Annotated in this window: 12 protein-coding genes; 1 reads left to right on the top strand and 11 read right to left on the bottom strand. The window is 72.8% G+C overall.

Features of this window, described 5'->3' with window-relative positions; genetic code table 11:
- Positions 1 to 33: 33 nt before the first annotated feature.
- The 11 genes from C8N24_RS18130 to C8N24_RS18080 all read right to left on the bottom strand — a co-directional run bounded on the left by C8N24_RS18130 (position 34) and on the right by C8N24_RS18080 (position 12510).
- On the bottom strand, positions 34 to 369 hold the full coding sequence (locus C8N24_RS18130) for a hypothetical protein (RefSeq protein ID WP_147447865.1): 336 nt from the start codon (positions 367 to 369) through the stop codon (positions 34 to 36).
- Positions 366 to 1640 (bottom strand): SWIM zinc finger family protein, encoded by a 1275-nt coding sequence (locus C8N24_RS18125; protein WP_121252216.1) that lies wholly within the window; start codon positions 1638 to 1640, stop codon positions 366 to 368. Before C8N24_RS18125 ends, C8N24_RS18130 begins: the two co-directional genes overlap by 4 nt.
- A complete protein-coding gene (locus C8N24_RS18120) occupies positions 1615 to 2088 on the bottom strand; it encodes a hypothetical protein (protein WP_121252214.1) in 474 nt (157 codons plus the stop codon). The genes C8N24_RS18125 and C8N24_RS18120 overlap by 26 nt, the downstream gene beginning before the upstream one ends.
- A complete protein-coding gene (gene ispF / locus C8N24_RS18115; protein ID WP_121252212.1) occupies positions 2081 to 2545 on the bottom strand; it encodes a 2-C-methyl-D-erythritol 2,4-cyclodiphosphate synthase in 465 nt (154 codons plus the stop codon). The genes C8N24_RS18120 and ispF overlap by 8 nt, the downstream gene beginning before the upstream one ends.
- Positions 2545 to 3375, bottom strand: coding sequence for a histidinol-phosphatase (locus C8N24_RS18110; RefSeq protein WP_121252210.1), 831 nt, complete (start codon positions 3373 to 3375; stop codon positions 2545 to 2547). The genes ispF and C8N24_RS18110 overlap by 1 nt, the downstream gene beginning before the upstream one ends.
- A gap of 9 nt (positions 3376 to 3384) precedes the next feature.
- Complete coding sequence (gene ispD, locus C8N24_RS18105; RefSeq protein ID WP_245971887.1) at positions 3385 to 4014, bottom strand: 2-C-methyl-D-erythritol 4-phosphate cytidylyltransferase; 630 nt, start codon at positions 4012 to 4014, stop codon at positions 3385 to 3387.
- 19 nt (positions 4015 to 4033) lie between these two features.
- On the bottom strand, positions 4034 to 4546 hold the full coding sequence (locus C8N24_RS18100) for a CarD family transcriptional regulator (RefSeq protein ID WP_281272653.1): 513 nt from the start codon (positions 4544 to 4546) through the stop codon (positions 4034 to 4036).
- 120 nt (positions 4547 to 4666) lie between these two features.
- Positions 4667 to 5779, bottom strand: coding sequence for a DNA integrity scanning diadenylate cyclase DisA (disA, locus tag C8N24_RS18095; RefSeq protein ID WP_121252203.1), 1113 nt, complete (start codon positions 5777 to 5779; stop codon positions 4667 to 4669).
- An 88-nt stretch (positions 5780 to 5867) separates the two neighbouring features.
- Positions 5868 to 7226, bottom strand: a complete 1359-nt coding sequence (gene radA, locus C8N24_RS18090) for a DNA repair protein RadA (RefSeq protein ID WP_121253299.1) — start codon at positions 7224 to 7226, stop codon at positions 5868 to 5870.
- A 279-nt stretch (positions 7227 to 7505) separates the two neighbouring features.
- Complete coding sequence (locus C8N24_RS18085; protein ID WP_121252201.1) at positions 7506 to 11075, bottom strand: ATP-binding protein; 3570 nt, start codon at positions 11073 to 11075, stop codon at positions 7506 to 7508.
- A 325-nt stretch (positions 11076 to 11400) separates the two neighbouring features.
- Complete coding sequence (locus tag C8N24_RS18080) at positions 11401 to 12510, bottom strand: cystathionine gamma-lyase (protein ID WP_211340012.1); 1110 nt, start codon at positions 12508 to 12510, stop codon at positions 11401 to 11403.
- Between the two features lie 28 nt (positions 12511 to 12538).
- Here C8N24_RS18080 and C8N24_RS18075 point away from each other — a divergent pair, with 28 nt between their 5' ends.
- On the top strand, positions 12539 to 13177 hold the full coding sequence (locus C8N24_RS18075; RefSeq protein ID WP_147447864.1) for a hypothetical protein: 639 nt from the start codon (positions 12539 to 12541) through the stop codon (positions 13175 to 13177).
- Positions 13178 to 13185: the final 8 nt, after the last annotated feature.

The following is a 13185-nucleotide window of genomic DNA, read 5'->3' as shown; positions in this document are numbered from 1 at the left end:
CGGCCCGGGCCCGCACGTGCTCGCCACGCGCGGTCATCGCGCCACCGGGACCAGCTCGAACAGCGCTTTCGAGACCTCGACGGACGCGCCGACGACAGTCGCCGGACCGGCCTCGTCGAGCACGACCAGCCCGTCGCCGAGCCGCAGCCGGACGACGCCGTCGTCGTCGATCGCCTCGACCCGCGCGACGAGCCGCCCCGGCTCGAGCTGCTCGCCCGCACCCGCCGCCGACACGCTGCCGCTGACCTCGAGCCGCACGTCGTGCTCGCCCGGCGTCGGCGGCGCGCCGATCCAGCGCGCGTCGGCCCGGCCCGCGACGCACGCGAACCGCACGCGGTCGCCGTCGACGGCCTCGATCACGACCCTCACAGCGCCACCATCCGCTCGCCGTCGCCCGCGGCCAGCGGGGCGAGCGCCTCGCCGTTCCACATGCCGAACACGGACAGCGGGCGGCCACCGCCCAACGCCAGCAGGCGCCACCGCGCGCGCAGCGAGCCGCGGAGGGGCAGCGAGCCGTCGTCGGCGGAGACCGTGTCGAGGTCCGGCACCGCGCTCGCCAGCGCGACCGGCCACTCGTCCAGCCACGGGTTGGCGGCGACGGCGGCCGCGGTGGCGGCGAGAGCGGCCTGCACGCCGCCGTGGCCGAAGCGGCCGGGCGCGTCGTCGAGCGCGCCCGGCTCTTCCAGCAACGCGCGGAGCGGTGTCGCGCCCGGGTAGAACGCGAGGCCGGCGCGGAAGCTCGTGCCGGCCGGGGGCCGGACGGTCAGCGGGGCGCCCGGCGGCGCGAAGTCCAGCAGCAGGGCCGGGCGCTCTTCGTCGAGGCCCCAAAGCCAGGTGCGCTGGACGCGCAGGCGCTCCTGCTCGACGACCACCCGCGCGAGCACCGCCCAGCGGTCCTCCACGCGCGGGCCGGCGAGCACGTCCTCGCGGCCGGCATTCCAGCCGAGCAGCGTCCGGACCTCGTCGCGCAGCGGCCCGTCGGGCGCGCGCTCGTAGGCCTCGCACAGCAGGTGCAGCAGCCCCATGCCCGACAGGAGCCGCTCGGGCCAGTCGTCCGGCCGCGCGGCCGCGACGCCGCCCAGCGACCGCAGGCGCGAGGCGGCCCCCGGCGCCTGGGCGTCGACCATCCGCGCGGCGAAGCTGTCCCACTCGTCCCACGCGTGCAGCCGGGGCGCGCCGAGCCCGCCGCGCACCGCGTCACGCAGCCACAGGCGCAGGTCCTCGACGCCACCGGCCACGCGCGCCTCGCGCTCGGTCGCGCGCCGGGCCGCGGCCTCCGGATCGCGCACGGGCTCCCCCGGCTCGCGCGGCACGGGCCGGTTGGCACGCGCCGAGAGCCACTCCTCCACCCGCTCGGGCGCCGCGCCCGCAGCCACCTCGCCGCCGGCCCGCAGGAGCAACAGCGCCAACGCGTGCTTGCACGGGAGCTTCCGGCTCGGGCAGGAGCACTTGAACGCCGGCCCGGCCAGGTCGACCGCCACCTCGTACGGCCGCGCGCCGCTCCCGCGGCACAGGCCCCACACGGCCCGCGCGTCGAACCCCGTCTCGGTCCAGGGCGCGGGCCGGGCGAGCTTGCGCGCCGCCGCGACCGAAGCCGCGTCGGGCGCCAAGCCCTCAACCGTCGCCGCGGTCCACTCCATCCCGGGCCTGCTCAGCCGCCCGCCCGAACAGCGCGGCCGCACCGGGCTCCATCGCGCCGCCGTACGCCCACCCGAGCTCGATCTCGTCGTCCAGCACGAGCTCCATCACGAACCCGTACGCGCCGACCGAGAACTCGCCGAAGCGCTCGGCCGCCTCGTCGACCCAGTGCTCCAGGTGGGCGCGCATGCCCTCGGTGGGGTCGCCGGACTCCTCCTCGGGGTAGCCCGCCACGAACGCGACCTCGTGGTCGAGCAGTTCCTGCAGCACGGTCTGGATCGCGTCGTTCTCCTGCCCGCGCGCCGGCAGCGAGTCGAACGTCTGCAGCCACTCGATGCCGATCACCTCGTCGCCGAAGGCGGTGACCGCCTCGGCCACGGAGTCGGCGCGCGTGCCGGCGTAGACGAACTCGCCGGGCACGTGCAGCAGGGCGACGTAGAGCTCAGCCACGGTCCAGCGTCGCCACGGCCAGCGCGGCGACGCCCTCCTCGCGTCCGACGAAGCCCATCCGCTCGCCCGTCGTCGCCTTCACGTGCACGTCCGCGCCGACCGCCTCGCTCAGCGTCGCCATGATCGCCGCCCGGTGCGGAGCGAGCTTGGGCCGCTCCATCATCACGGTCGCGTCGACGAACTCGACCCGCCAGCCCTCGGCGGTGACACGCGCCACCGCCTCGCGCAGCAGCACGATCGAGTCCGCGTCCTTGAACGCCGAGTCGGTGTCCGGGAAGTGCTGTCCGATGTCGCCCATCGCCGCCGCGCCCAGGATCGCATCCGTGATCGCGTGGGCGAGCACGTCCGCGTCCGAGTGACCGTCGAGCCCGCGGCCGTGCGGGATCTCGACCCCGCCGAGCACCAGCCGCCGGCCTTCCGCGAAGCGATGCGAGTCGATCCCGAGCCCGGTCCGCATCAGCCCAGTGGCTCCATCCGCCGCTGCCGCTTCTCGAACACCGCGATCTCCTTCACGCCGTGGCGCTCGAGCAGCTCGACCGCCTTGTCGTAGCCGAACGCCAGGTGGTCGGTGACGTGCGCGTCCGAGGACAGCGCGATCGGCACGCCGGCGTCGACCGCCATCTCCAGGTACGCGGGCGCCGGGTACATCTCGCCGACCGGCTTGCGCAGCCCGGCCGTGGACAGCTCCATGGCGACGTTGCCCTCGAGCATCGCCTCGACCGCCGGCTCGTAGAAGAACCGCAGGTCCTTCTCCGGCACCGGGCGGCCCTTGCCCCAAATCTTCACCAGGTCCGGGTGGGAGATGATGTCGTAGAGGCCGGAGCGCGCCGACTCCGCAAGCGCCTCGAAGTACTTGGTCCACACGCGCTCGGCGGACATCTCCTGGCGCCAGATGTCCGTCTCGTCGTCGAAGTCGACGGCGAAGTCGCCGAGGAAGTGCACCGAGCCGACGACGTAGTCCCACTCGTGCTGGTCGAGCAGGTTCGCCATCCGGTCCTCGCGGCCCTTGAGGTAGTCGGCCTCGATGCCGAGCTTGAGGTCGGTCTCCTCCCGCACGAAGCCCACGTACGCGTCGAGGTCGTCCAGCGCGCTCTGCCGCCAGAACGGGTGCTGCCACACGTCGAGCGCGGCGGTGAAGCGGTGTACGTGCTCCGCTACCCCGAGCTCGGCTACGCCGCGCTCGGTCGCGACCTCGCGGTAGCGCTCGGCATTGGCGGGGGTGAAGTAGTCAGAGGCCGTGTGGGCGTTCCCGTCCGGCCGCAGGTGCACGTGGTAGTCGGTCAGCATTCGTGCGAATCAGGATCGCACGCGTTCCATGAGGAGCAGCTCGGCCACCTGGAGGTCGTGCGGCGTGGTCACCTTGAAGTTGCCGGGCGAGGCTTCGACGACCCGCACGGTGCCGCCCGCCTGCTCGACCAGGGACGCGTCGTCCGTGGCCTGCGCGAGCACGGACGCGTCGACGTTCAGGGCCGCCTCGAGCGCCGCGCGCCGGAAGGCCTGCGGCGTCTGGATCGCCCACAGCCGTGAGCGGTCATGCGTGCGGACGACGACGTCGCCGTCGGCCTCCTTGATCGTGTCCGTCACGCGGGCCGCGGCGATCGCGCAGTCGGCTTCCGCCAGAGCCTCGACCACGCGGGTGAACAGCGACGGCTCCACCAAGGGCCGGGCGGCGTCGTGCACCACGACGTCTCCGGACGAGGCCGCAGCGTCCAGCGCGGCGCGCACGGACTCCGAGCGGGTCGCCCCGCCGCGGACGCCGAGGCAGCCGGCGGGCGCGACGCCGCCCTCGGGCAGCGCGACCACGATCTCCTCGATGCCGGCGGCACGCAACGCGTCCACCGACCACTCGATCATCGGGCGTCCGGCGACCGGCACGAACGCCTTGGGTACCGCGGCTCCGAGCCGCGAGCCTGAGCCCGCGGCCACCAAGAGCGCGAGGGTGTGACTACTCAGCCGAAACCGCAGCCGCGGCGGCGAGCTCGTCAGCCGTGCGCAGGAGGATCTCGTCGAGGTAGGCCTCGGCCTCTTCCTCGGTCTTCTCCAGCGCGTACATCATCTCCGAGGCCAGGATCTTCTTGGCGCGCGTGTACATCTGCTTCTCGCCGGTGGAAAGGCCCTTGTCCTGCTCACGGACGGCGAGGTTGCGAACGACCTCGGCCAGCTCGTAGATGTCGCCCGTCTTGATCTTGTCGCGGTTGTGCTTGAAACGCCGGTTCCAGTTCTTCGGCATCTCGGACACGTCAGCGGCGAGAACGCCGAGGACCGCCTTGACGGTCTCCTCGTCGATCACGCGGCGCAGACCGGCCTTGCCGGCGTTCGCACACGGGACCATGACGGTCATGTCGTTGTGGAGGATCTTGATCGTGAGGTACTCGCGCACCTCGCCGAGGATGTTCTTCTCCTCCTTCTTGACTACCTGGCCGGCCCCATGATGCGGGTAGACCACGTTGTCGCCGATCTCGAACTCGATGTTGACGATTTCGCGCTCGATGTCGAGATCTTCGAGCTCAATAGCCGTATCGGAAATGAGAGTTCCTCCTTCAACGCTGTGGTCCGGCTGCCGGACCGCTTGCTGAGTTCAGGTTTGCAAGTACCGGTCCACGAGGTTGATCTCCTGAAGACGGCGAAGACCCTCGCGGATGTCCTTCGCCCGGATTTCACCGACGCCCTCCACCGACTCCAGCTCGGGGTCGGTGGCGGCCAGGATCTCGTCAAGCCCTCGGAACTCGCGAACGATGTTCTGCACCACGAGCTTCGGCAGCCTCGGTATGCGGCCGAGGATGCGGTACCCGCGGGGCGAGACGGGATAGTCCAACGTGTTGACCTTGCGGTCGTAGCCGAGCAGCTCGGCGAGCCGACCGAAGTCGAGCAAGTCTTGGTGGGGCAGGCGCGAGATGCCGTCGAGGGCCATCGCGAAGGCGTCCTCCACCGGGTCGGCCAGGTAGTCGTGCAGCAGCGCGGCCTTGTCGCCGGCGACGCCGACCATCGTCTCCTCGAGCTGCATCTCGATGAGGCGGCCTTCGGTGCCGAGCTCCACGATGTAGCGCTCGATCTCGACCGCCATGCGCGTGACGAGCTCCGCGCGCTGCAGCACGGTCAGCACGTCGTGGAGCGTGACGCCGCCCTCGAACTCGAGCGCGGTGAGGCGGGTGGAGACCTGATCCAGGCGGGTGCGGTACTTGTCCAGCGTCGCCAGCGCCTGGTTGGCCTTGGCGAGCACCGCGGGGATCTCCTCGAGGATGTACTTCGCGCCGTCGACGTAGAGCGAGACGACGTCACGCCGCTGGGAGACGGCGATCACGAGCGCGTCCGTCTGCTTCGAGATGCGCTCGGCGGTGCGGTGGCGCGTGCCGGTCTCCGACGTGAGGATCGTCGGGTCGGGCATCAGCTGCACGTTGCACCAGGCGATCTTCGTCGCGTTGGCGTTCAGCGCGATCGCGCCGTCCATCTTCGCGAGCTGGTAGACGAGCGCAGGGGTGTAGTCGATATCCAGCCGGATACCGCCTGAGAACAAGAACGCCAGCTCGTCCGGATCACCGATGACGAGCAGTCCGCCGGTACGCGCGTGGACGATGTTGTCGATCCCTTCGCGCACCGCCGTGCCGGGTGCGACCATCTCAAGGGCCTTCACCAACCGGGGCTCTTGCCGCGCTTCGAGCTCATTGAGCTCTTCCCCTGATCGCGGCTGCATCACGAAGCAATTCTAGCAGTTACTTAAGCGCTATTTAGCCCCTCTTTTCCGCGCGCTAGAGCCAAATCCGCGGCTTGACGAAACGGACTCAGGCTGCTACGCGGGAAGGTGGTGCACCGAGCGCGGCCTTCACCGCGGCGCGCAGGGAGGGTGTCTCGCCGCCGGGGCAGATGACCGGCTTGAGGCCGAACTTGGCCGCCTCCGCGAGCCGCCGGTCGGCGTGCGCGACGGTCCGCAGCTCGCCCGTCAGGCCGACCTCGCCGAAGCACGCGACCGGCGCGCGCTCCCCCATCGTGACGCCCCGCACGGCGCTCGCCACGGCCAGCGCGACGGCGAGGTCCGCGCCGGGCTCGTCGATCCGCACGCCGCCCGCGACGTTGACGAACACGTCGCTCGTGCCCGCCCCGATCCCCGCGTGGCGCGCGAGCACGGCCAGCACGAGCGCGAGCCGGTTGCGGTCGATGCCGTTGACGACCCGCCGCGGCGGAACCAGCTCGGACGGCGAGACGAGCGCCTGCACCTCGACCAGCAGCGGCCGTGAGCCCTCCATCGCCGCCAGCACGACCGAGCCGGGCGCGCGCGTGGCCTCCCCGACGAAGCGCGCGGAGGCGTCCTGCACCTCCACGAGCCCGTCCGAGCGCATCTCGAACACGCCGACGTCGTTCGTGGAGCCGAAGCGGTTCTTGAGCGCCCGCAGCGTCCGGTAGGTGCGCTCGCGCTCGCCCTCGAACTGCAGCACGCAGTCCACGAGGTGCTCGAGCACGCGCGGCCCCGCGAGCGCGCCCTCCTTGGTCACGTGGCCCACCAGCAGCACCGCGATGTTGCGCTGCTTGGCCACGCGCGTGATCCGGTCGGCGACCTCGCGCACCTGCCCGACCGACCCCGCCGCGCCCGTGAGGTCGGCGGCGTGCAGCGTCTGCACCGAGTCCACGACGCACACCGCCGGCGACTCGGCCTCCATCGTCGCCAGCACCGTGTCCAGGTCGGTCTCCGCCACCACCGGCACCTGCAGCGCCGCACCGGACAGCCGCTCCGCACGCAGCCGGATCTGCGCCGCCGACTCCTCCCCGGAGATGTAGAGCGTCTTGTGCCCCGCGCCCTCCAGGTTCCCGAGCGCCATGTTCGTCAGCGTCGACTTGCCGATGCCGGGCGACCCACCGAGCAGCACCAGGCTGCCGGGCACGAGCCCGCCGCCGAGCACCTGGTCGAGCTCCCCGATGCCGGTCTTCAGCCGCTGGTGACGCTCGGCCGCGACTTCCCTGAGCCGCGTCGGCGTGATCGCCGCGGCGCGCGCCTTGGCGGCCCCGCCCCGACCCTTCGTGGCGGCCGGCCCACGCGCCTCCTCGGTGAGCGTGTTCCACGCGTTGCACCCCGGGCACTGCCCCATCCACCGCGGCGTCTCCGCGGCGCAGTCGGAGCAGACGAAGACGGTGGTCGCGCGGGCCATGGTGTTCACCGTAGGTGGCGGGGCGGACAACTTCGCCCCCGGTGCGTGGTGGGGTGGCTGGAGGGGCGGCGTGGCGCTCGCTGTGGTCGCCGTTGCGAATGCGTGACGAACGGCAAACACCAGCACCGATAGGGGTGGGAGGACCCGCCGCGCGGCGGGGGTGAGGTCGCAAAGGTGCGCATACCGACGGTTTCCGACCGCACCCCTATCGGTGGCGGTGTTTGCCGTTACGTTCCGAGTTCGCAACGGCGCCGACCGCGCACGCGCCGCGCGGCTCCTCTAACCAGCCGGAGCGGCACGCGGCACCAGACGCCGCGCCCGCTCGGCCAGCACGACCATCCCCAACGCGTCGGCCACCACGACCGCGTCCGCGAGCATCTCCGCCGCGCGCTCGGCGTCGCCCGGGCCGCGCCGGGCGAGCAGCAGCTCGGCGAAGACCACCTGGGTCCGCGTGTACCACGGCTTCGCGCCCATCGCCGCGTGCATCTTCTGGGCGTCCTCGTAGTGGCGCTCGGCGAGGTCGTACTGCCCCTGGGCGGCGGCGAGCAGGCCCAGGAGCCAGGAGGCGCAGCCGTTGAAGGTCGCGTTGCGGCCGACGACGATGTTGCGCCCCGCGTAGGGCTCGATCAGGGCGTAGAGCTCCGGGGCGCGGTCGGCGTCGCCCAACGCGCCGCAGACCTCGGCGAGCAGGGTCACGGCGACCAGCCAGTTGGCGTCGCGGGGGATGTTGAAGCCGCCGGTGGCCATCGCCTCGAACTCGGCGCGGGCCTCTTCGGGGCGGCCGAGCTCGATCAGGAGCAGCGCCAGCGAGCTGCGCCAGGCCGGGATCGCCGGGTACAGCTCGATGAAGTTGCGCACGGCGCCTTCGACCTCGGCCAGGCGGCCCTGCTCGCGGCGGATCGAGTACATCTCCTGCGCGTAGTAGTGGAGGGCGTTCTCGGCCTGGCCGCGCTGGCCGATCACGAGCGTCTCCTGGGCGAGCCGCTCGGCCTCGTCGAAGCGGCCGTCGAGCTGCGCGCGGGAGCCGCGGAAGAGGGACGCCCACCAGAGCCAGATCGGGCGGTGGAGGGCGTCGGCGAGCTTGCTCACGGCGGCGATCTGGATGTCCACGCCGTCGATGTCGCCCAGCTCCATCAGGTCGATGATCGTCCACGCCGCGCCCTGCAGCTCGAGCTCCGGATCGCCGGTCTGCTCGGCCACCTCGCGCAGCTCGGCGGCCACGACGAGCCGCTGCTCGACGTTCTCGGGCTGCCACAGGGCGTAGTGGCGCGCGTCGAGGCAGCTCGCGAGCGTCCGGGGGTCGCCGATCCGCCGCGCGACCCGCACGGCCTCCTCCGACAGCGACAGCCGCAGCTCCGGCTCGCCGGCGTAGTAGAGCTCGAGCGACATGCGGGCGAGCAGCCGCGCGCGCAGCGGCGAGTCGTCCTCCGGCAGCGCCTCCATCGCCTCGTCGAGCAGCGCGACCCGCTCGGGGTCGGAGCGCGACAGCGCCGACCAGGGACCGGCCTGGCCGAGCACGCCGCGCGTCAACAGCACCGGGTCGCCGAGCTGGCGCGCGGTGCGGATCGCGGCGCTGAAGCTCTCGCGCGCCTCCTGCTCGAGCCCCGCGCGCTCCTCGGAGGCGCCCAGCGCCAGCAGCAGCTCGGCGCGCACGTGGTCGTCCACCGCGCCGGAGAGCTCCCGCGCGCGCAGCGCCGCCCGGTAGTGCTGCGCGGCCTCCTCCCACGCGAGCATGCGGTCGGCGCGGCGGGCGGCCGCCAGGGCGAAGTCGATCGCGCGGTCGGGCCGCTCGACGGGCGCCGCCTGCGCGAAGTGATGCGCGAGCAGCGCGAGGTGCGGGTCCAGGTCGCCGCCGCGCCGCTGGACGAGCGCCTCGCCGACCCGACCGTGCAGGCGCGCCCGGCGCAGCTGCGAGATCTGCTCGTACAGGGTCGCCCGCACGAGCCCGTGGGTGAAGCCGTAGCGGCCGACGTGCCCGATCTCGCGCAGCACGCGCGCCTCCACGCCCTCCTCCAGGGCCTCGACCAGCTCGTCGTCGCCCTGCGCGACCACGTCGGCCAGCACGTCGTAGTCGAACTCGCGCCCGATCACCGACGCGACGAGCAGCACCGCCCGGGTCGGCTCGGACAGCCGTCGCAGCCGCCGCGCGGTGACCTCGCGCACGCCGTCCGGGACGCCGGCCTCCTCGAGCGTGACCTCCTCGCTCAGCGCGCCGGCCGTGTCGCGGATGTGGCGCACGACCTCCTCGATGAAGAACGGGTTGCCCTCGGTCTCGCCCGCGAGCGCGCGCACGAAGGACGCCGACGCCGGTGAGCTCGACAGCTCGGCCACGAGGTCCCCGACCTCGGCCTCGCCGAGCCCGCCCAGCTCGAGCCGGCGCATCGTGCCCTCACGGCGCAGGTCGCCGATCAGCTCGTGCAGCGGGTCGCGATCGGAGATCTCGCTCTCGCGGTAGGTGCCGAGGAACAGCGCGCGGCGCGGCGCGGGCGCGCGCACGAGGTGACGCAGGAGCTGGAGCGTCGGCCGGTCGGCCCACTGCAGGTCGTCGAACACCAGCACCACCGGCGCCTCCGCGCCGATCTCCCCGAGCAGCGCGGCGACGGCGTCGAAGAAGCGGAAGCGCTGCGCGTCGGCCTCGCCGCCGCCCAGCCCGGCGGAGCTCGTGTTGTGATCCGCGGGCGGCGCGCCGAACTCGGGCAGCAGGATCGACAGCTCGGCCGCGCGCGGGCCGATGCGGTCGCGCAGGACGTCCAGCGGCGCGCCGGCCGACCAGCCGCGCAGCATCTCGACCACCGGCTGGTACGGCGTCAGCGTCTCCTCGTCGAAGCGTCCGTAGAGCACGGCGGCGCCGTCCCGGTGCGCGAGCTCCGCCGCCTCGGCGGCGAGGCGCGTCTTGCCGATGCCCGCGTCGCCGGCGAGCAGCACGAGCGCGCGCTGGCCGTCGGCCGCCTCGCGCCAGCAGCGCTCGAGGAACCCCAGCTCGACGCTGCGGCCGATCAGCGGGTGCCGGTCGACCGCGGCCGCGAGCGGCGCCGGCCACGGCGCGGGCTCGAGCGCCACGGCGGCGACCGGCGGCGGGACCGACCGCACGACCGGGGGCGGCTCGCCGCGCAGCACGCGCTCGAAGACGGCCATCGCGGCCTGGCCGGGCGTCGTGCCGAGCTCCTCGCGCAGCAGCGACCGCAGCTCCTCGAACGCGCGCAGCGCCTCGGCCGGGTTGCCCGCCGCCTCGTGGATCTCCATCAGCAGCCGGTGCGCGGACTCGCGGAACGGCGCCGCGGCGATCGCCGCCCGCGCGGCCTGCTCGGCCGAGCCCAGCTCCCGCCCGCCCTGGCGCAGGCCGGCCTCGGCCAGCATCTCGAGCCCGCGCAGGCGCAGCGTCTCCAGCTCGCGCCGCTGCTCGGCCGCCCAGCCGGCCTCGGCGTCCGGCAGGAACGTCTGCAGGTCGGTGGCGAGCGCTTCCCGCGTGCGCGCGGTCGCGAGCGCGTGGTCGCCGGCCTCCATCGCGGCCTCGGCCTCGACGATCGCGGCGCGCGAGCGCTCGATGTCGACCGCCACCGGCCCCTCGAGCCGCAGGCGCAGCTCACCACGACCGGTCAGCACGCCGTCGCCCAGCGCACGGCGCAGCTTGGAAAGCAGCGCGCTCAGCGCGGAGTCGGCCGCGGCCGGCGGACCCTCGGGCCAGAGCGCGTCGACGAGCTCGTCGCGCGGGCACCCACGACTCCGGTTCAGGACCAGATAGGCGAAGAGCAGACGCCCCTGCCGTCCTGGCAGCCCGCCGTCCAGCCGAGCCCCATTCGCCTCGACGAGAACAGGCCCGCATAACCGGATGTCCCACCCTGCATCCACCGTGTGAGCCGCAAGCTACCGGCTCGCCAAGGTTTCTCCAAGGTTTAAGCAACCGGAGAAGCGCATCATTCCCTCAGCGGCCTACGGACTGACCCCCCGACAGCCGCCGCCGACACGGACGTCGACACAACCGAGGCGGGCGCTGACTTTTGGCTCGGCAGCTCATCCGTCTCATCCCGAGGACCGCCTGACCAGCGGTTCCCTCCTCCATAGCAGCGCCGGATTCACCCTCCACCGGCGCATCGAGGCGGACGCCGATTGACCCCCGGCCCACCGCTTCCAAAGGACGCGAATGGCCCGCCTTCCCCGGCGGGCCATTCGACTTTCAGAGGGCACCCAACAGGTCGGCGACCAGGTCCTCAGGGTCCTCGATGCCGGCGGAGTAGCGGATGAAGCCGGGCGGGACGTCGTCGGTGCCCCAGCGCTCGCGGCGCTCGGCGGTGGCGTGGACCCCGCCGAAGGACGTCGCCTCGGCGACCAGACGGCAACGCGCCAACACGTCCTGGGCCCGCGCCTCGCTCTCGAGCACGAACCCGACGAGGCACCCGTACTGGAGCATCTGCGCGGACTCCGCGTGGTCGGACGGGTGGAAGACCTCGATCCCGCGCTCGCGCAACGCACCTGCGACGGCCAGCGCGCCCGCGCTCGACCGCTCCAGCCGGAGTGCGAGCGTCGCCAGCGAGCGGTGGACCAGCCACGCCTCCATCGCGCCGATCACCGATCCCGACTGCGAGCGCCAGCGCTTGAGCGCCTCCACCAGCTCCCCGTCGCGCGTCGAGACCGCGCCGACCAGCACGTCCGAGTGCCCGCTGAGCGTCTTGGTGCCGCTCATCATCGAGATGTCGGCGCCGAGCGCGAGCGGCTGCTGGCCGAGCGGCGTGGCCAGCGTGTTGTCGACGGCCACGAGCGCGCCCGCCTTGTGCGCCGCCGCGGAGACGGTGGCGATGTCGCACACGTCGAGCTTCGGGTTCGACGGCGTCTCGATCCACACGAGGCGCGCGCCGTCGACCGCGGCGACGATCTCCTCGGTGTTCGTCGAGACCCACTGCACGTCGACCCCGTGCAGGCGCTCGGTGGCCACGAACCGCACGCCCGGGTAGCCGTCCTGCACGGCGACGAGCTTGTCGCCGGGCTCCAAGACGGTCATCAACGTGGCCGTCACCGCGGCCATGCCCGAGGCGAAGACGAGCGACGTGCCGCCCTCGAGCGTGCCGAGCGCCGACTCCAGCGCCGCCCACGTCGGGTTCGCGTCGCGCCCGTAGCCGAACTCGTGCGCGTCCTTCGGGCCGCGCAGGTGGAACGGCGCCGCGAACACCGGACCGCCGAGCAGCGGGGCGCCCTGTTCGAAATCAGGCAATCCGGCGTGCACGGCGCGCGTGGAGGCGCCGTACAGCGCTCCGTCGGATGAACCGCCGGGTTCCGGGTACTGAGTCAAGCGATATTCCTCACCAAGGGGGCAACAAATGAAGATCTCGCGGCCGTCACCGTCCATGGTGGTCGCCGGCATCGCGCTGTTCGTGTCGCTGGGCGGTACGAGTGTCGCAGCCGTCAGCTACGCCACCCGCGCGGGTTCCGTCGACGGCAAGAGCGCCGTCTACGCGGGCGCGAGCCTCAACGACGCCGCCGGCAAGCTCGTCGCCACGAACCGCTCCGGCACCGACAAGGGGCGTCTGCCCGGCAAGTTCGTCGCCGATGTGGGGCGCACCCAGACCTTCAGCAAGAGCTACGAGGTCGCCGACAACACGCCCGGAGCCCCGCAGGTGGTGTCGAGCATCAAGGGCCTCGGCCAGATCACCGCGACCTGCAACGACCAGAACACGGTCGCCGGCAATGAGGACCCGACCTCGACGGTGACCTTCATCAACGGCTCCGGCGTCGCCGTCAACGTCGCCCGCCGCGTCGGCAACGGCGACGGCGCGATCAGCGTCGCACTGAACCAGACCGCGACGCAGCTCACCGTCGGCGGGTCGAACACGTTCGAGTTCCACGTCGAGCGGGACGGCCAGAACGCGATCATCCAGGGCGGCATCCGCCAGGACGGCCGTGGGACGCCGAACGCGATCTGCGTGATCTTCGGGGTGGTGACGCAGGCGCTGCCGTAGGCCGGCAG

Origin of the sequence: Solirubrobacter pauli, from assembly GCF_003633755.1 — a bacterium.
In the GTDB taxonomy this organism is placed as follows: Bacteria; Actinomycetota; Thermoleophilia; order Solirubrobacterales; family Solirubrobacteraceae; genus Solirubrobacter; species Solirubrobacter pauli.
This window is presented reverse-complemented; position numbering and strand designations above follow the sequence as displayed.